Annotated in this window: 14 protein-coding genes; 9 read left to right on the forward strand and 5 right to left on the reverse strand. The window is 69.7% G+C overall.

Annotation, left to right across the window (positions count from 1 at the left end; translation table 11 throughout):
* Positions 1-22: 22 nt before the first annotated feature.
* Positions 23-1,108, forward strand: coding sequence for an ABC transporter substrate-binding protein (locus D452_RS0117780; protein ID WP_017545498.1), 1,086 nt, complete (start codon positions 23-25; stop codon positions 1,106-1,108).
* On the forward strand, positions 1,101-1,751 hold the full coding sequence (locus D452_RS0117785) for a flavin reductase family protein (RefSeq protein ID WP_204366621.1): 651 nt from the start codon (positions 1,101-1,103) through the stop codon (positions 1,749-1,751). The genes D452_RS0117780 and D452_RS0117785 overlap by 8 nt, the downstream gene beginning before the upstream one ends.
* 5 nt (positions 1,752-1,756) lie before the next feature.
* Here the strand turns inward: D452_RS0117785 and D452_RS28545 are convergent, their stop codons facing one another.
* Together D452_RS28545 and D452_RS0117795 are read right to left on the reverse strand one after the other, a co-directional pair.
* A complete protein-coding gene (locus tag D452_RS28545; protein ID WP_338042026.1) occupies positions 1,757-2,479 on the reverse strand; it encodes an IclR family transcriptional regulator in 723 nt (240 codons plus the stop codon).
* Between the two features lie 364 nt (positions 2,480-2,843).
* The gene (locus D452_RS0117795; RefSeq protein WP_017545501.1) at positions 2,844-3,725 is read right to left on the reverse strand and encodes a LysR substrate-binding domain-containing protein; all 882 of its coding nucleotides are present in this window, start codon (positions 3,723-3,725) and stop codon (positions 2,844-2,846) included.
* A gap of 71 nt (positions 3,726-3,796) precedes the next feature.
* Between D452_RS0117795 and D452_RS0117800 the strand changes: the two genes are divergently transcribed.
* From D452_RS0117800 to D452_RS0117810, 3 genes are read left to right on the forward strand one after another with little or no spacing between them, the layout of a single operon-like run.
* The gene (locus tag D452_RS0117800; protein WP_017545502.1) at positions 3,797-5,002 is read left to right on the forward strand and encodes a thiolase family protein; all 1,206 of its coding nucleotides are present in this window, start codon (positions 3,797-3,799) and stop codon (positions 5,000-5,002) included.
* A complete protein-coding gene (locus D452_RS0117805) occupies positions 4,999-5,694 on the forward strand; it encodes a 3-oxoacid CoA-transferase subunit A (protein WP_017545503.1) in 696 nt (231 codons plus the stop codon). The genes D452_RS0117800 and D452_RS0117805 overlap by 4 nt, the downstream gene beginning before the upstream one ends.
* Positions 5,691-6,383, forward strand: a complete 693-nt coding sequence (locus D452_RS0117810) for a CoA-transferase (RefSeq protein ID WP_017545504.1) — start codon at positions 5,691-5,693, stop codon at positions 6,381-6,383. Before D452_RS0117805 ends, D452_RS0117810 begins: the two co-directional genes overlap by 4 nt.
* 116 nt (positions 6,384-6,499) lie before the next feature.
* Here D452_RS0117810 and D452_RS0117815 read toward each other — a convergent pair whose 3' ends face one another.
* Positions 6,500-7,339 carry a helix-turn-helix transcriptional regulator gene (locus D452_RS0117815; RefSeq protein WP_017545505.1) on the reverse strand — a complete coding sequence of 280 codons (840 nt, stop codon included), beginning with the start codon at positions 7,337-7,339 and terminating at the stop codon, positions 6,500-6,502.
* 189 nt (positions 7,340-7,528) lie between these two features.
* Here D452_RS0117815 and D452_RS0117820 point away from each other — a divergent pair, with 189 nt between their 5' ends.
* On the forward strand, positions 7,529-8,473 hold the full coding sequence (locus tag D452_RS0117820; protein WP_017545506.1) for an SDR family oxidoreductase: 945 nt from the start codon (positions 7,529-7,531) through the stop codon (positions 8,471-8,473).
* 467 nt (positions 8,474-8,940) lie between these two features.
* Here the strand turns inward: D452_RS0117820 and D452_RS0117825 are convergent, their stop codons facing one another.
* Both D452_RS0117825 and D452_RS0117830 read right to left on the reverse strand, forming a co-directional pair.
* Positions 8,941-10,287: a TRAP transporter large permease subunit gene (locus tag D452_RS0117825; RefSeq protein WP_017545507.1), complete on the reverse strand. Its 1,347-nt coding sequence runs from the start codon at positions 10,285-10,287 to the stop codon at positions 8,941-8,943.
* Positions 10,288-10,375: 88 nt separating this feature from the next.
* Positions 10,376-11,728, reverse strand: coding sequence for an RraA family protein (locus tag D452_RS0117830; protein WP_026129427.1), 1,353 nt, complete (start codon positions 11,726-11,728; stop codon positions 10,376-10,378).
* Positions 11,729-11,943: 215 nt separating this feature from the next.
* Here D452_RS0117830 and D452_RS0117835 point away from each other — a divergent pair, with 215 nt between their 5' ends.
* The 3 genes from D452_RS0117835 (at position 11,944) to D452_RS0117845 (ending at position 16,921) form a co-directional block, all read left to right on the forward strand.
* Complete coding sequence (locus D452_RS0117835) at positions 11,944-12,696, forward strand: IclR family transcriptional regulator (protein WP_017545509.1); 753 nt, start codon at positions 11,944-11,946, stop codon at positions 12,694-12,696.
* Between the two features lie 335 nt (positions 12,697-13,031).
* On the forward strand, positions 13,032-15,299 hold the full coding sequence (locus D452_RS0117840; protein ID WP_026129428.1) for an APC family permease: 2,268 nt from the start codon (positions 13,032-13,034) through the stop codon (positions 15,297-15,299).
* 251 nt (positions 15,300-15,550) lie between these two features.
* Complete coding sequence (locus tag D452_RS0117845; protein ID WP_017545511.1) at positions 15,551-16,921, forward strand: VTT domain-containing protein; 1,371 nt, start codon at positions 15,551-15,553, stop codon at positions 16,919-16,921.
* Positions 16,922-18,020 lie beyond the last annotated feature (1,099 nt).

Genomic DNA, 18,020 nt, shown 5'->3' on the forward strand with positions numbered 1-18,020 from the left:
CCCTCAAACCGAAGGACAACCCATGGCCACGACACGTGTGTCTCGCAAGGTGCTGCAGGGCGGCGCCGTACTGATGTTCACCTCCCTGCTCGCGGCCTGCGGAGGGTCGAGCGGCGACAGTGGCGACCAGCAGGTCTCCATGACACTCGCGACCCCGACCTGGAACGCGGGAATCGCCTCGATCGCGGTGTCCCAGGAGATGGGCTACTTCGAGGACGAGGGCCTGGACGTCGAGATCATCCTGGCCGACTCCGCGACGACCCAGGTCCAGCAGATCGCGACCGGGCAGGTGGCCACCGGGGCCGTGAGCCCCGAACCGGTGATCCTGGGCCGTGAGCCCGGCAAGAACCTCGATCTGACCTACTTCATGTCCTACTACAAGGACAACATCTATGGTCTGAGGGTCCCCGCGGACAGCGACATCACGTCGATCGAGGACCTCGAGGGCAAGACGGTGGGCGCGATCAGCCTCGCGAGCGCCTCGGTCACACAGGCCCAGGTCGGTCTGCGTGAGGCGGGGGTACCGGAGGACTCGGTGACCTTCGTCGCGATCGGGACGGGAGGCCAGCAGGCCACTGCCGTGGAGAACGGCCAGGTCGACGCACTCGCCTTGCTGGACACGTCGTTCCAGGTCCTTGAGAACCAGGGAATCGAGCTGCGCGAGATCGAGGTGCCGGGTACCGACGAGCTCACGAGCGGCGGACTCGCGGCCCGGACCAGTGACCTGGAGGAGGACCGCGAGCTCTACGTCAAGCTCGGACGCGCGATCGCCAAGGGCGTGGTCTTCAGCGAGGCGAACCCCGAAGCCGCCATCGAGCTGCTCTTCGACGCCCACCCCGAAGCGCGCCCCTCGGGCCTCGAGGACGACGTCGCCGTCGCGTCGTCGGTCTCCGTCCTCGAAGCGCGACTGGCCAACCTCGGTGCCGAGGACGACCCGTACGGCGCGATCGATCAGCGGGCGCTCCAGGCCAACGTGGACTTCCTGCTCGACGCGGGCGAGCTCACCGAGCCGGTGGACCCCGCCGACCTGTACGACGACTCGTTGATCCAGGACATCAACGACTTCGACCGTGCCGCCGTCCGTCAGGAAGCCGCCGACCATGCCTGATGACATGACCGTGATCGACCCCTCGGGGCTGAGCGCGCAGGAGAACTACCGACTGCTCACGGGCTGCGTCGTTCCCCGCCCCATCGCGTGGGTGACCTCCGTGAGTCGCGACGGTGCGGCGAACCTGGCGCCGTTCAGCGCCTTCACGATGGTGTCCAACGATCCGCCCATGGTCGGAATCAACATCGGTCGCCGTGAGGGCGGGTTCAAGGACACGGCCCGCAACATCGCGGAGCGGGGCGAGTATGTCGTGAACATCCCTGGTTGGGAGCACTGGAGGGACGTCCACGAGTCGGGGGAGGTCCATCCCCCCGGCGTCGACGAAGCCGAGATCCTCGGACTCGGGACCGAGCCGAGCGACGTGGTGAGCGTGCCCCGGCTGGCCGCGGCGCGGGTGAGCCTGGAGTGTCGGCTCGCGCGCGTGGTGGAGTTCGGCCGGGCCGGTGCGCAGTTCACAGTGGGTGAGGTCGTGCGGTTCCATGTGCTCTCGTCGGCGTTGGACGGCCTCAAGATCGACACCGCGATGATCGACCCGGCGTCGCGCCTGGCCGGTCCGACCTACGGACGGCTCGGGAACGTCGAACGAATCGGTCGGGCGTCGAGGGGCCCGGGTCAGGGGGAGTCGTTGGTGGAACGCACCTGACCGGGTCAGTCCCCGGCGCCGAGCGACTGGGAGATCGTGGTCGCGGCGTTCCGGAGCGCAGCGAGTTCGACGCTCTCGGCGTGTACGTCGAGCACGTCGCGGGTGCTCAGGAGCGCGAGTGACGCCGCGAGGCCGTGCTCGTCCCACACGGGAGTGGCGAGCACGGCAATGCCCCGGGTGCTGACCTGCGCGGCGTAACCGCGCTCGGACGTCTCGCGCACCAGGCGCTCGATCCGTTCACGCTCCCCGGGCGGGAGCTGCCGCGAGGCCCGCGCCACGCTGGGGGCGTCGGCCATGAAGGTGTGGAAGATGCCGGTCTGCGCGGCGGCGGTCGACAACTGCATGCCCACTCGCACGGAGACGACGATCTCGCGGCGCGGAGGTTCCTCGACGTGGGCCACGACCGGTGACGAGGAGCCCCAGAGCGACAGGACCGCCGTGATCTCGGTGTCGCGAGCGAGGGTCTGCATGGGGTCCACGGCGAGGCGCAGGATGTCGCGTCGGCCGAGAGCGAAGGCGCCGAGTTGCACGAGCGCAGGCCCGGGAACATACGTGCGGTCATCGCGGAGGTCGAGCACGTTGGCGTTGACCAGGGACGTCAGATAGCGGTAGGTCGTCGTGCGATTGAGGCCGATGAGGTCGGCGGCTTCGGTCGACGTCACCGATTCACGATGCGGACCGAACAGTGCGAGGATCATTCCCACGCGGTCTACAGCTTGGATGTCCACTCCGGCGCCCCTGACGTGATGTGTTCCAGTTGTTCACATGGCGACCACATCGTACCTCGCTTGCGGGCACCCCAGAGAACTGCTGGCGACGCCCGGCCCCTCGGAATCAGACCCGGGAACCCAGTGGAAGTCGGCAGGGAGCCGACGATCCGAGTCGGAGGCGGCCCTGACCAGGAGAGCCTGGGTGCCGAGGCGCGGGGACTCTGCTGCCGGTCGTCCCGGCGACCTTGGCGGAGAACGACGCCGGTGGCCGCGGTGCGATCGAAGCCGCGGTGACCGGGGGCGGCTCACGCACTGACCGGCCGGTGCCCCTTCCGTGCCCGCGTGGGCGGCGTCCCTCCGGTGGGGGCGGTCCGCGGACCTCTCAGACCGTCGCCCGGATGATCTCCACGGTACGGGCCAGGTGGGGCTCGGAACGGTCGGCGCGGTGGGCGACGGCGAGTTGCACGTGCGCGTCGGCCCCGGTGAGCGGCCGGTAGGCGACGCCGTGGAGTTCCAGCGCCGTGACGGGTTCGGGCACGACCGCCACACCGAGGCCCCCGGCCACCAGAGTGACCAGAGTCGAGGTCTCGCCGACCTCGTGGCGGATGCGTGGCTCGACGCCCGCGTCGCGTAGCAGGCCCAGGACGATGTCGTACATCACCGACCGGCGGTCGGCGGAGTGCACGATCAGGTCCTCGCTGGCGAGGTCCTCGGCGCGCAGACGTCTGCGCTGGGCCAGGCGGTGGTTCACCGGCAGGGCGACGACCAGCCGGTCCCGACGCAGTGTGTGCACGATGATGGAGCGATCGGCCACCGGGGGACGCAGCAACGCGACGTCGATCGTTCCCTTGCGCAGTGCCTCGACCTGGTCGGGGCCCAGCATGTCGCCCCGGAAGGAGAAGTCGACCCCCGGGAGTTCGACCGAAAGCCGACGGGAGAGCGTCGGCAGGAGGCTGTACGTCGCCGATCCCACACATCCGAGCGCGAGGTGGCCCACGGAGCCGGAGGCGATGAGGCGGGCGTGGTGGGCCGCCTTGTCGACGTCGGCGAGAATCCCGCGCGCCAGATCCAGGTAGACCCGACCGGCCTCCGTGAGGTCGACGCGACGTGTCGTGCGGTACAGCAGTTCGACACCGAGTTCCGCCTCGAGTTGGCGGATCTGCTGGGAGAGCGGCGGTTGGGCCATGTGAAGCCGCTCGGCGGCCCGACCGAAGTGGCGTTCCTCCGCCACCGCCACGAAGTACCTGAGATGACGCAGATCCATATCTGGTCCATATCAATAGCCTTGGATATGAGTACTTCAGGATATCGCGCTCAGGGATTAGCGTCGTTGGCATGAGTTCATTCCTGTACGCCGCGACACGGACGCCGTTCGGTCGCTTCAACGGCGCGCTGGCCGGCGTCCGCCCTGACGACCTGGCCGCGGCCGCGATCACCTCGACGCTCGCCAAGGTGCCCGGGTTCGACCGGGCCGCGATCGACGATGTGGTGTGGGGCAACGCCAACGGAGCCGGAGAGGAGAACCGCAACGTCGGCCGCATGGCGGCGCTGCTCGCCGGACTGCCGGTCAGTGTCCCGGGCACCACGGTCAACAGACTGTGCGGTTCCGGCCTCGACGCGGCGATGACGGCCAGCCGGACGATCGAGTCCGGCGACGCCGAGGTCGTGCTGACCGGTGGTGTGGAATCGATGACGCGGGCGCCGTGGGTGCTGCCCAAATCGGCGAGGCCGTTCCCGGTCGGCGACGTCACCGCGGTGTCGACCACGCTCGGTTGGCGTCTGGTCAACCCGCGCATGCCGAAGGAGTGGACGGTCGGCCTCGGTGAGGCCAACGAACTACTCCAGGAACGCTTCGGGATCTCCCGCGAGCGTCAGGACCGGTTCGCCGCACGCTCTCACGGACTCGCCCACCAGGCCTGGGAATCGGGCTTCTACGACGACCTGGTGGCACCGGTGGGAGGGGCCGACCTGGTTCGCGACGAAGGCGTCCGAGCCGAATCCACACCGGAAGTACTGGCCACACTCAAGCCGGTGTTCCGTTCACCGGAGCAGGGCGGCACCATCACCGCGGGGAACGCCAGTCCCCTCAACGACGGCGCGTCCGCGGTGCTGTTGGGCAGTGAGAGGGCCGCGGACGCGATCGGGGCCGACCCGATCGCCCGCATCGCGGGCCGGGGCGTCATGGCGCTGGAGCCGCAGAACTTCGGCTACGCCCCGGTCGAGGCTGCCAACCGCGCCCTGGCCCGAGCCGGGATCGGCTGGGACCAGGTGGGCGCGGTCGAACTCAACGAAGCCTTCGCCGTGCAGGCGCTGGCCTGCCTCGACGCCTGGGGGATCGATCCCGCCATCGTCAACCAGAAGGGCGGGGCCATCGCGATCGGACACCCGCTGGGCGCTTCCGGTGGTCGTATCCTCGCCACCCTGGCCAAGGTCCTGCGGGAGTCGGGGCAGCGCTACGGAGTCGCCGCGTTGTGCGTCGGGGTCGGCCAGGGGCTGGCCGTCGTACTGGAGAACTGCGATGCCACGGAGCGGGTCCGATGAGCCGCGCGGAAGTCGCTGAGAGCGCCGACGCCGCCGTGGCCGGGGTCGAGGACGGGGCCACCGTCCTCGTCGGCGGCTTCGGTCTGGCGGGTATGCCGTTCGATCTGATCGAGGCGCTCATCCGCCAGGGAGCCAAGGACCTCACGATCGTGTCCAACAACGCGGGCAACGGCGAGGTCGGGCTCGCCGCGCTGCTCGCGGCCGGCCGGGTGCGCAAGGTGGTCTGCTCCTTTCCCCGGCAGGCCGACTCTTGGGTCTTCGACCGTCTCTACCGTTCGGGAGGGATCGAACTCGAAGTGGTGCCGCAGGGCAACCTCGCCGAGCGGATGCGCGCGGCCGGTGCCGGCATCGGTGCCTTCTACTGCCCGACGGCGATCGGTACACCTCTGGCCGAGGGCAGGGAGGAACGTGAGATCGACGGTCGCAGGTACCTGTTGGAGTACCCGATCAAGGGCGACTACGCCCTGATCGGCGCGAACAAAGCGGACACGTTGGGCAACCTCACCTACCGCAAGACCGCACGGAACTTCGGGCCGGTCATGGCCACGGCGGCGACGACGACCGTCGTGCAGGTCGATCAGATCGTCGAGCCCGGGGAACTCGTCCCCGAGGCCGTCGTGACCCCGTCCATCTACGTCGACCGGATCGTCCAGGTGGAGTCCCGTCGCTACACCGTCCAGGGGGCACGATGACCCACTCCAGCAACCCGCACACCGGAGCGCCGATGAGGGCCGACCATCCCTTGTCGATGGACGAGCTGGCCGCCGTCCTCGCCGCCGACATCCCGGCCGGAGCCTTCGTCAACCTCGGGATCGGGCAGCCCACCAGGATCGCCGACCACCTGCCAGCCAGCTCAGGGGTGGTGCTCCACACCGAGAACGGCATGCTCAACATGGGGCCGAGGGCCGAGGGCGACGCCGTCGACCCGGACCTGACCAACGCGGGCAAGGTCCCGGTGACCGAGCTTCCCGGATCGGCGTACTTCCACCAGGCCGACTCCTTCGCCATGATGCGCGGCGGGCACCTGGACGTCTGTGTCCTCGGCGCCTACCAGGTGGGGTTCCAGGGCGACCTCGCCAACTGGCACACGGGTGAACCCGACGCCATTCCCGCTGTCGGCGGTGCCATGGACCTCGCCATCGGTGCCAAGGACGTCCACGTGATGATGCCCCTGTTCACCCGCTCGGCTCAACCGAAACTCGTACCGCACTGCACGTATCCGCTCACCGGGGTCGGGTGTGTCAGTCGTGTCTACACGGACTACGGCGTCTTCGAGGTCGGTGCCGAGGGCGTACGGATCCGGGAGACGTACGGTGTCGGCGCCCACGAACTGGCCGGACGACTCGGCATCACGTACTCCGGCACCGCACTCAACGGCTGAGAGGGCCTGCGCCGTCGCCCTGCCGCGGTCTCCTGGCCTCGTGGCCCCGGCCCCGGCCCCGGCCCCGGCGACCCCGGCGGACGCGGGGCGACGCCGGGGCCGCCGTCCAGCCAGGGTCAGCGGAGTGTTCCAGGGCCGATCACGGACAGCAGGCGCAGCTTCTCGTGGCTCTCGCTGCCGGGGACGGCGGTGTAGACGAGCAGCGAGTGGGCCTGGTCCGGGTCGAGGAGCCTCTGGCAGTTCAGTTCGAGCGGGCCGACCTCCGGGTGCACGAAACGTTTGATCCCATGCGGGCGGATGCCGACCTCGTGGTCCTCCCAGACCCGGCGGAACTCCGCGCTCTGCTCCAGAAGCAGGTCGGCGAAGTGTGCGGCGCGTGAGCCGGGACCGCGCAGAGTGGCGATCTCGCGCAGGCCCGCGACGTACATGCGGGTGAGGAACCGGTGCTCCTCGGGAGCGTGGAGCGACCGTGCGGCCGGGTCGGTGAACCACCGGTACCCCGAACTGCGGGCGGGCCCCTCGTATCGGGTCGTGGCGCCGGTGAGCGCGACCCCCATCGGGGTCTGCCGCAACGTCTCCCCGAGTTCGGTGACGATCTCCGCCGGTGTGTCCCCGAGGCGGTCGAACACGCGCAGCAGCCCCGGGCTGATGTGCTCGGTGTCCGCGCCCCGAACGGGCGGGTTGTGCCCGGCCAGGCGGAACAGGTGATCCCGTTCGTCGAGCGACAGGTGCAGCCCCTGGGCGATCGAGGCGAGCATCTGCTCTGAGGGATGCGGCCCGCGCGCGCGTTCGAGCCGCGCGTAGTAGTCGGTCGACATGGCGCAGAGGAAGGCGATCTCCTCTCTCCGCAACCCCTTGGCCCTCCTGCGTTGTCCGCGGGGGAGTCCCACGTCCTCCGGCTGCAGGGACTCTCGGCGGCGGCGGAGGAACCCGGCCAGCCCGGTGCGATCGATCACGACTGTCCTTCTTTCGGTGTCCTTCCTCGTGTCTACCGTCTCGGCGCTCGGTGAACCACGGCCCGTCGATCCACCTCTGCGCCCCGAAGGGGGGCTCGGCGAGCCGTGGTTCGGCGAGTCCTTGTCCCGCCTCCGCTGAGAGACGAACCTGGGGATCGGAACCCATCACATCGGCCCTGGAGACGACCCATGCCCCGCCAACGACCCGAGTTCACCGTTCCCGATCAGTCCGGCCGACGTGCGTTGGTCACCGGCGCGAGTGACGGAATGGGGCTGCACCTGGCCCTGCGCCTGGCCGAGGCCGGAGCGGAGCTGGTTCTTCCTGTGCGGAACCAGGGCAAGGGCGAGGCCGCTCTCGCGTGGATCGGCGAGCGGGTGCCCCACGCGAAGGTGGAGCTCGCCTCCCTGGATCTGTCCTCCCTCAACTCGGTCGAGGCCCTCGCCGAGCGGCTCTGCCACGAGAACCGGCCGATCCACCTGCTCGTGAACAACGCGGGGGTGATGACGCCTCCGGAACGACAGAGCACGGAGGATCGCTTCGAGCTCCAGTTCGGCACGAACCACCTCGGACACTTCGCTCTGGTGGCCCGCCTGATGCCACTGCTCCGGGCGGGCGGGGCACGTGTGACCTCCCAGCTCAGCGTCTCGGCTGATCGGAACTCGATCAACTGGGACGACCTGAACTGGGAGCGTTCCTACAACGGAGGGCACGCCTACAGCCAGTCGAAGATCGCGCTCGGTCTCTTCGCCCTCGAACTGGACCGGCGCAGCAGGGACCAGGGGTGGGGCATCACGAGCAACATTTCGCATCCGGGGGTCGCTCCGACCAGCCTCCTGAGCGCCCGTCCCGAGATCGGTCGTGACCGGGACACCCTGGGCGTGCGCGTCATCCGGGCGATGTCCGCACGGGGCATCCTCGTCGGAACGGTGGAGAGCGCTCCGCTCCCGGCCCTGTACGCGGCGACCTCGCCCGAGGCCGTGGGCGGTGGGTTCTACGGCCCCGCCGGCCCCGGCCACCTGGGCGGACCGCCCGCGGAGCAGAGGCTCTACAGTCGGCTGAAAAGCCCGGAGGAGGCCGCTCGGGTCTGGCAGGTCTCCGAACGGCTCACCGGGGTCGCACCCTCCGCGTTCTGAGCCTCCCGCCGTTCGGGAAGCGACTTCGCTTCCCAAGGGCGCCCGCCCTGTCGTCAGGCGTCCGAACCGGGCACGGCTGCCTCGGGGATCCCGTCGGGTCGTCGAACGGCGCGGGGCCCTGCGCAAGCACGCGCGATCACCCTGACGCTGAGCGGGCCGACGCGTCGGCGGGGCGGGGCCGGTGGGCCCCGTCCCGCCGTACCGGGCCCCTCCGTCCTCCCCGGGTTCGGACTCCTGCGGCGTGAGGTAGTTGCCGATGAAGCCGAGGACACCGAAGGCCGCCGCCGCGCCGACGCTCGGCACGAACAGCAGGTCGGAGGCGCCGGTCACCCACTCCGGACGTTGGACGAGGACTCCGGCCATCTGTCCCAGGACCAGGAGCGCTCCGAGCGCCAGGCAGCAGACGAGACCGATCTTGAACAGCGCGCGGACCACGCCGAAGGTTCTGGGCTTGAGTGCGAGCACGGTCATACCCCCAGGATCGGAAGGACGCCCCAACCGATCAGACAGCCGATCAGGAAGATCGGGATCATGTAGTAGACGATGAGTGGCAGGAAGGTGCTCTCCGGCCGTGCCCCGGTCAGGCTCGCCGCGACGAAGATCGAGCCGGAGGCGGGAGGGGAGGCCCCCTCGGTGGAGGCGAACACCAGGATCGCGATGATCGCGAGGAGCGGGTCGACCCCCACGCCCACCAGCGCGAGCAAGGAGATCTGGCCGACCGCCGTCAGGGTGGCCGTGGACGAGAGCGGACCGGCGACCAGGGTGACCACCAGGCCGACGACGACCACCATCACGGCGGAACCGACGGGCAGGGACTCCAGGATGACGTTGACGTCCTCCGCCAGGCCCAGGCGCCCCAGGATCTCGCTCGCCGCGATCGCGAAGAACAGCAGGGCCCCGATGGTCGCGAACCTCGGCAGGGCACCGTCCAGCAGGCGCGACCAGTCGCGCACCGTTCGTGGGAGACGGTCCCGTCCGGCGATGAGCGAGAAGCCGATGATGAGGATGGGGATCCAGGTGAGCAGTGAGATGTCGCCGACCGCGTCGCCCAGGGGCGTGGACTCGGTCAGGTAGGTCGCCAGGGGGCCCACGGTGAGGACGATGGGGATGAGGGCGCCGAGGAAGATCGTCAGCGCGCCGGCGCCCTGGCGCAGCGACGTACGCATCGGCACAAGGTCGTGCTCGTCCACCTTGGGGACTCCGTCACGGCGGACGAAGTACGTGACCAGGCCGATGCGCAACAGGATCTGGTACAGCCCGGCGATCAGGAGACCCAGGTACACCTGGCCGGTGGTGACCATCCCCCCGGCGAAGCCGATCATGATGACCATCGAGGCACTGGGCGGCAGGGCCGCGCCCATCCCGCCGTTGCCCGCGAGCACGGTGGCCGCGCGCGTGGGGGACCACCCGGTGCGCACCATCCAGGGGCCGGTGAAGGACCCGCTGGAGGCGGTGTTCGCGGAGTTGGACCCGGACAGGGCCCCGAAGACGGCGGATCCGGCCGTGTCGATGAACGCGGGACCGCCCCGGACGCGCCCGAACGCGGAGTTGAGGATGGCCAGGATCTTCTGGATCAGGCCCGTCACGTCGATGAGGTAGGCCATGAACACGAAGGCCAGGGCCGCGAAGAGCACGTCGTGGGTGAGGGCGTCGGTCAGCCCGCCCAGGAGGTACGCCGGGGCCTGCGTTCCGGCGAACAGGGCGGTGACCACGAGTCCGAGCAGCATGGCCTCGCCCATGTTCCGCTTGAACACGACGTTCCACACGATGATCACGGCGATGAACGCCGCGAGGGCTAGGAGCGCGATCGGCATGGGTCGACTTTCGGTGGAGGGGAGTACTGGTGCCCGTGGACGGGCGGGGTGTCGCCCCTGGGGAGCGACCTGGTGGGGCGGAGGTGCGTCACGCGCGTTCCCTCCGGATGGCCTCGCGGCGCTCGGCCTCGTCGGAGATGACGAGCCGGGCGGCGACCAGGGTCCGCTCGGCTTCCAGGCGGGGCACGACGAACACCCCGTCTCCGTCGGCCACCACGATGTCCCCTGGAGCACAGACCGCGCCGCCCACCGCGATGGTGCGACCGACGTGGCCGGGACCGTCCTTGTAGGGGCCCGCGGGGGAGATCGCGGCGGACCAGACGGGGAAGCCGAGTTCGCGCAGTTCGTCGGCGTCCCGGACCGCGCCGTCGATCACCATCCCGCGCACTCCCTTGTTGATGGCGCGTTCGGCGATGAGCTCTCCCAGCAACGCCCGGGAGTCGTCACCCCCTCCGTCCACGACCAGCACGTCGCCGGGCCGCGCGACGGTCAGGGCCTGGTGCAACGCGCGGTTGTCGCCGGGCCGCGTCTGCACCGTCAGGGCACGTCCCGAGAGCCGCGCCCCGGCCCAGACGGGCCTGATCCTGGAGGACAGGAAGCCGAGACGGTCCCGCGCGTCCCCGATGGCGGCGGTGGGGATCGTCGTGTAGGCGTCGATCAGCTGCTCGTCGGGCTGGTCGGTCACGCGCGCCAGATACCGGTGACGGTCGGCGGCACCCGTGCTCACGGGGGCTTCCACGTGGAGCTCGTTCAACAGGGCGATGCTGGCGTCCAGCTCCTGCGAGCGCCGCACGGCGTGCAGACGCGTCCCGTGATCCAGCCGCTGGAGTGCGGCGGTCCCGTCGGTGAGGGCGGCGGCCACCTGCTCACGCATCCACTCCTCCTCGCCCGCCGCGGATCCGGCGTCCAGGGCCTCGGTGATCAGTGCCCCCAACCCCTTCATGAACACGCTGCGCAGCAGCTTGCGCCCCGACGCGGCGCCCACGGTCCCGCCGATCGGCTCGGCGTCCGAACCCACGGCCCTCAGCGCCAGGGCGGCGTCCTCGGCGGCCGGTCCCGCGAGGAGGATGTTGACCTTCGGCCCGAACTTGACGACCGAACCGATGAGAGCTCCGTCGACCACGCGGGCCGCGCCATCGATGGTACGAGCCACGTGCGTCTTGACCTGCGGCGAGGCCGCGTTGAGGTCAATGTAGACGGCGTCGGTGCGCAGCGCGGACACGGCTTCGCGGGCGACGGAGACCGCATGGGCGGCCGTGGCCAGGCTCAGGACGACATCCGCTCCGGTCACCGCCTCCGCTGTCGACGTGGCCCGGGTGACGCCCTCGGGAGTCCGCGCCGTGCTCGCGGGATCGAAGCCGACGGTCTGCCAACCGGCGGCGGCGAAGGCCTCCGCGAAGATCGCGCCGGCTTCGCCGAGTCCCAGTACGGCTACCTTCATCATTCCACCAGATATCATTGAGTGATAGTTCCTCTTGTTGATTGATAGCGAGTGTGACCTGTGGCTCTCTCGGCTGTCAACCTGCCGGAAACCTCTCCGCTACCTTGGAGAGGGCGACAGCAAGCTGCATCGCCGTGTCCGGCGGGCCCCGAGGTCACTGCCCGGGGGCAAGGAAGTTTTCCGAGGAACACGAGCGAAGGAGTGGCGAGGCGAGCATGGGCGCCGGAGGCGGAAACCAGGGGCGCACGCTCGACCGTGCGCTGGACGTGCTCGAGTGCCTGGAACGCGCGCGCGGTCCGCTGAGGCTGAGCGACATCGCTCGGGAGGCTGACCTGCACCTGGCCACCACCCAGCGGACGGTGAACCAGCTCGTGCGGCGCGGCTACGTCCAGCAGGGACGCCTGGGGTACTCACTCGGGCCGGTGGTGCTGGGGCTGGCGCACGGTTTCGTGGTCAACGACCGTGTGAGCACGATCGCGACGCCGGTGCTCACCGAGCTCTCCGCGACCACGCGACTGACCTCCTCCGTGTTCGTCCGCTCGGGGGACGAGCGCATCCTCATCGCACGCGTCAGTGGAGCGGACCCCCTCCGGTACCAGTTCCCGATCGGGCGTCGCGTGCCGCTCAACGTCGGTGGCGGGAAGGTGCTGCTCGCCGCGTGGCCGGACGGGGAGATCGAGGACTACGTGCGCCGCTTCCCGGAGACCTCACTGGCCTCCGGGAGGACCCAGGGGGAGCGGGACCTGATGGAGGACGTCCGGGGAGTGCGCGAGGACGGCTACTACCTCGCGGAGTCCGAGCGGGAACTCGGTGCGCTGAGTCTGAGCGTGCCGGTGTACGACGCGGACAAGGAACTCGCCGGGGCGATCAACCTGGTGACGACGACCGATGTCACCAGCGCGGAGAAGCTGCTCACCTGGCTGCCCGAGCTGTCACGGGGGGCCGGGGCCATCGGCGCTCGCATCTGAACCGGGCCTGTTGCGCATCGAAGAAGTGCATCAGGGCTACTCCCTGCCCAGTTCGCGAATGCGCGGCGCGTGGCTCACACCATCCTGGGCCTTCTCGGCGCCGCGAGGAGTACCAACGAGTTCCGGGCTCGTGTCCAGCGGCTGCGGAGGCACACAGCTCATGGATCGGCCGAACCCCCATCGACGCGACCATCGTGGACGGGGCGCTGACACAGCCGATCCCGCCGAGGCGAGGGTCGGTACGCGTACGCCCTGTTCCGATCACGACCAGACACCGCCGGACGACGTCCCACAAATGCGAGGCCGCATGGCCTCGATGAACAACACTGGGTCGCATGACGGAGGAACGCTCGACCCACCCACCTGCCCCGAGTGATCTTCTGCCCGATCTCACCCCCGGACAACTCCGTGCGCTCCACCAGATCGGACGAGAGTGGGGTCAGGTGGCGGGGGAGCCGAAGGAATGGCGCCGTGCCCTCCCGGTGGACCCGACAGTGGGGAGCTACCCGGCGCGCCACCAGGTCCGGCAGCCGCGCTACGAACGCTTCGTCACCGTCTCCGAACTCGGCGGAGATCCCCGTACGACACTCGCCTCGGCGGCCGCTGACGAAGCCTCCACTCCCGCGGGCCGCGCTGGCTATCGCCTGCGCCGCGTGCTCCTGGGGCCAGCCCTGAAGAGCACCGCGCTGGTCCGTGAACGCATGCGCAAACTCGTCGCCCTGCCCGTGCTGTCCTCCGACGCCCTGTCCTCCGTCGCCTACGGCCCCGAGGCGATGCTCACCATCCTCGTCATCGGCGGCGTGGCGGGCCTGTCCCTGTCCCTGCCGATCGCCCTGGTGATCATGCTGATGATGCTGGCGGTGGGACTCTCCTACCGACAGACCATCCGCGCCTATCCCAACGGCGGCGGTTCCTACATCGTGGCCAGCCACAACCTCGGGCGAGCACCGGGCCTCCTGGCGGCGGGCGGTCTCATCGTCGACTACGTCCTCACCGTCGCGGTGTCGATCGCCGCAGGCATCGCCGCGATCACCTCCGCGCTGCCCGCGCTCAGCGGAGCGACCGTGCCCATCGGCCTGGGTGTCATCGCCCTGCTCCTGGCCGGAAACCTGCGCGGTGTGCGCCAGGCGGGCATCCTCTTCGCCGCCCCCACCTACGTCTTCGTCCTCTCTGTCGGTGCCGTGATCGTCGTCGGTCTCGTCGACGCGGCCCTCCGTGGCTTCCCCCCGGCTCCCACGCCCCAGGTCAACGCCACCACGGGCGTCACGCTGTTCCTCATCCTGAGGGCCTTCACGTCGGGGGCCACGGCCCTGACCGGCATCGAGGCCATCACCAACGCCGTCCCCGCGTTCAGGCCCGTCGAGTGGCGCAACGCCCGCACCGCGCTGACCTGGATGATCGGCACACTGTTGGCGCTGTTCGGTGGTCTGATGGCCCTGATCCTGGTCACCGGCACGATCCCGGCACCGGGTGCGACCGTGCTCTCGCAGCTGGCCCGGCACTCCTTCGGGACCGGCGCCATGTACGTGCTCGTTCAGGCGAGTACGGCGGCCATCCTCCTGCTGGCCGCCAACACCGCCTACAACGACTTTCCACGGGTCCTGTCCCTGTTGGCACGCGACCACCACGCCCCCCGCGGGTTCATGCGCATGGGTGACCGACTGGCCTACAGCAACGGCATCCTCCTGCTGTCGGTCGCGGCCGCCCTGATCTTCGTCTCCTTCGGTGGCGACACGACCTCCCTGATCCCGCTGTACGCGGTCGGGGTGTTCCTGGCCTTCACACTCTCGCAGGCCGGCATGGTGGTGCACTGGTGGCGCTCACGAGCCCTGCACTGGCGCACGAGCCTCGCGTTCAACGCCACGGGGGCCGTGATGTGCGGGGCGGTGTTCGTCACCGCCGCCATCGTCAAGTTCAGCGCGGGAGCGTGGGTGGCGCTTCTGGCCGTGGCCGCGTTCGTCGTGCTGGCCCTGCGTATCCGCGTCCACTACGACGCCGTCGGGCGTGCGCTGCGGCTGCGACCCCACGCGGCCTCCGCCCCGGGTGGCCCGATCAGCGTGGTCCGTCGTCCACCCGATGCGCGCACACCCACGGGACGGCCAGACGCGGAAGCGACTGTGGACGAGGCGGGCCCCGAGACGAGAGTGGGGGCGAGCCGCGCGGAGGGGCCGGGGGACCAGGAGGCGGAGGAGACCCCCGAGGAGGTCCACCACCTGTCGGTCGTTCCCGTGGAGACCCTTGATCTGGCCAACATCCGCGCCCTGGCCTACGCGGCCTCACTCCGACAACCCGTTCTCGCCGTCCACCTCAGCCCCTCCGAGGAGGAGGCGGAGAGGATGCGGGGGTACTGGCTGCACTGGGGGGACCATCTGCCCCTGGAAGTGGTGGTCTGCCCCTATCGGACGATCATCGCGCCGTTGGTGAACTACATCGAGGCGCTGCGCGAACAGCGGTCGGACCTGACGATCACGGTGATCTTGCCCGAGGTGGTGCCCCGGCGCTGGTGGCACCGGGTCCTCCACGACCGGATGGCGTTTCGGCTCAGGCACGCCCTGCGCGAACGTCCCAAGATCGTCGTCACCACCGTGCCCTTCCACGTCTGAGCCATCGTCGCGGGGCCCCACACACGAAAGAGCCGACGCATCCCCGGACCCTGCCCGGGTGAATCGAGTTTCGCCCGCTGATCGCGCGTGTGTGTCGCTCACAGGACGAGGCCAGAGCGAGCATGAACATGGTCCTGCGTCACGAGGTCGGGCGATGCACTGGGTGTCGGTGAGACGCGGATACGAGAACCGGGGTTGGTACCCGAGCCGCGCGACGGCTGGCCCCCGTCGTGGCACAGGATGGGGGCGGGGTGGGGGACTGGGAACAGTGGCTGCTGACCGTACCGGTCGGCGTGATCTACTCAGTCGCCCTCGTGTTGCCGTTCCTGGAGTCAGCAGTCTTCGTCGGACTGGTGGTTCCCGGCGAGACCGGGCTGCTGGTCGCCGGAGCGGCAGCGGGCCTGGGCCACGCGGATCCCTTGGTAGTGGCGGCCTGTGGAATCGTCGGAGCCGTGGCCGGGGACACCGTCGGCTTCCTCGTCGGTCGTGGCCTGGGGCCACGGCTGACCACCGGAAGGCTCGGCCGCATGATCGGTACCGCCCGCTGGGAACGCGCTGAGGGGTTCGTGCAGCGCTACGGTGGCCACGCGGTGTTCCTCGGCCGCTGGGTGGGGTTCGCGCGTGCCCTCGTCCCGGCGCTGGCGGGCGCTGGCGGTCTGGGATACCGGCGCTTCCTCGTCTGGAACGCGTTGGGGGGTGCGGTGTGGGCGACGTCCGTGACCCTGCTCGGATACCTCGCGGGGCAGTCCTGGCAGCATGTGGAGCGTATCTTCGGTGCGGCCGTGATCCTGGTGCTGCTCGCCGGAGCCGTGGTCCTGTTCACTGTGGTCCTCGCCCGATGGATCGCCCGACACCCCGACCGCGTGCGCGGTTGGGTCGGGCGCCAGGTGGAGCGACCCGGCGTGCGAACGGTTCTCACACGCTACGACCGGCAGGTCCAGTGGCTGGGCCGCAGATTCCAACCGCACACGGTGCTGGGCCTGCAACTGACCGCAGGGGTGGCGTTCATCGTGACCGGAGGATGGTTCTTCGGCGCGGTGCTCCAGGACGTCATCGTCGGCGAGGAGGCCGTCCGAGTCGACCGACCGATCCTGCACTGGTTGGCCATGCACCGAGACGGTGCCCTGACCTCGCTCGTCGTCCCGGTCCACGGTCTCACGGGTGTGTGGGGCTCCCTGGGCGTCGCCGTCGCCGGAGCCCTTCTGCTGCGGGGGCGCCTCCGGAACGTGGTCCTGGCCCTGGCGGCATGGAGTGGTGCTGCGGGCAGCGCTCTGGTGGTGGCCGCGTTGGTCGGGCGTTCCGGGCCACCACCGGCATGTGCCCTCGCCGCTGGGCCCACCAGTGGGTCCTTTCCCGCGTTCGAGGTCGCGACCACGATGGCCGTGGCCAGTGTCCTGGCCTGTCTTGCGAGCGGGCGGGCGCGTAGTTGGGTTCGCGCGGTGATCTACTGGACCGTGTCCCTGCTCTGGGCAGGCACGGCCGGAGCCCTGGCTGCCTACCTCGGTGTGGCATGGGCCACCGACGTTCTGGGTGGCTGGGCCCTGGGAGCGTTGTGGTCCGCGGCCCTGGTCACCACGACCACCCAGTGGGAACGCTTGTCCGACTCCGCTTGCACAAGCTGAACCCGTTCCCGGAGGGAGGTTCCCCGGGTCCGCTCACACGCGGGCGAAACTCATGTCGGCCCCGGCTCCACGAGTGCGAGGAGCGGAACGTTCTCAGCGGGTACGCCGAAGCGACGATCCATCAGGAGCCGGGCGACGCGGATGAGGAAAGCCCTTCACCGCTGAGCGTTCGGAGCGGACTGTTCGGAGTGGGTCTCCCCGTTGGTTGACCCGTACCCGCCTCCGCCACCACCGCCCGAGCCCGATCCCGGGCAGCCCGTAGCGAGGACGGCGACCGCTGTCGCGGCCAGGGCCCCGAGGAGTACCCGGCCCACACGCTGGGGCGGAATCTGACCGCGATTGGTGTCGTCCTGCATGACTCATCCCATCTGTGACCTGCCGGTATCTCTGGCTGCGAGACGCCAGCGGAGCCACTGTCAGCACCAGTATGGATACTCCATGTAATCATCCCGAGTCGTGCGGTACCGGAGCGGAACGGCCGTGTCGAACCGGACGCGCCGTTCGTTCAGAACCGCAAGTACGGGAACGGCGGCGAGCAGGACACGCAGCCAACGGCTTGGATTCGCCTCAACCCTGGTGAGCGGGAGGACCTTCGGGCTGTTCGGCGTTGCGCTCGTACTCCGCCATCGCCTCCGGCGTGTTCAGCGGGGAGGGAACCCAGGTCGCCTCGACCTCGGTCTCACCGCGCCGCGAAGGAGCGCTTGGCCGCCAGCGTGTGGACGGCAGTCAGCCCGGACGCCGCCCGTTCCGCCCCCGCCGCACACGTTGCCGCGTTCGCTTGGCGAGCGTGTGCACCCTACGAACGCTTCACCCCCTTGTGGGAGTGTGGTTCTCCCGAACACCCGAGAACAGGACAACTAGACCTGCGGGTAAGTACGCCGCCGGTCAGTCCTGAAAGTGAAGAGAATCACCACGATCGGTGACGCCCGTTGTGGCCACAGTGATGGTTAGAGTTCGGCCCATGCCCAAGATCAACGCTGCCCGTCTGCATGTCCCCGGCCACCCGCTGCAGGTCGAGACGGTCGACAAACCCGCCCCCGGGCCCAAAGAGGTCCTGGTCAAGGTGTCTCGTGCCGGGTTTATTGGAGACTCGGAACCA

It is taken from the genome of Nocardiopsis prasina DSM 43845, from assembly GCF_000341265.1.
Classification (GTDB): domain Bacteria; phylum Actinomycetota; class Actinomycetes; order Streptosporangiales; family Streptosporangiaceae; genus Nocardiopsis; species Nocardiopsis prasina.

What these genes read in the sequence shown, in the direction of transcription:
- D452_RS0117780 (WP_017545498.1), top strand. Translation starts at nt 23, where the DNA reads ATGGCCACGACACGTGTGTCTCGCAAGGTGCTGCAGGGCGGCGCCGTA.
- D452_RS0117785 (WP_204366621.1), top strand. Translation starts at nt 1,101, where the DNA reads ATGCCTGATGACATGACCGTGATCGACCCCTCGGGGCTGAGCGCGCAG.
- D452_RS0117795 (WP_017545501.1), bottom strand. Translation starts at nt 3,725, where the DNA reads ATGGATCTGCGTCATCTCAGGTACTTCGTGGCGGTGGCGGAGGAACGC.
- D452_RS0117800 (WP_017545502.1), top strand. Translation starts at nt 3,797, where the DNA reads ATGAGTTCATTCCTGTACGCCGCGACACGGACGCCGTTCGGTCGCTTC.
- D452_RS0117805 (WP_017545503.1), top strand. Translation starts at nt 4,999, where the DNA reads ATGAGCCGCGCGGAAGTCGCTGAGAGCGCCGACGCCGCCGTGGCCGGG.
- D452_RS0117810 (WP_017545504.1), top strand. Translation starts at nt 5,691, where the DNA reads ATGACCCACTCCAGCAACCCGCACACCGGAGCGCCGATGAGGGCCGAC.
- D452_RS0117820 (WP_017545506.1), top strand. Translation starts at nt 7,529, where the DNA reads ATGCCCCGCCAACGACCCGAGTTCACCGTTCCCGATCAGTCCGGCCGA.
- D452_RS0117825 (WP_017545507.1), bottom strand. Translation starts at nt 10,287, where the DNA reads ATGCCGATCGCGCTCCTAGCCCTCGCGGCGTTCATCGCCGTGATCATC.
- D452_RS0117830 (WP_026129427.1), bottom strand. Translation starts at nt 11,728, where the DNA reads ATGAAGGTAGCCGTACTGGGACTCGGCGAAGCCGGCGCGATCTTCGCG.
- D452_RS0117835 (WP_017545509.1), top strand. Translation starts at nt 11,944, where the DNA reads ATGGGCGCCGGAGGCGGAAACCAGGGGCGCACGCTCGACCGTGCGCTG.
- D452_RS0117840 (WP_026129428.1), top strand. Translation starts at nt 13,032, where the DNA reads ATGACGGAGGAACGCTCGACCCACCCACCTGCCCCGAGTGATCTTCTG.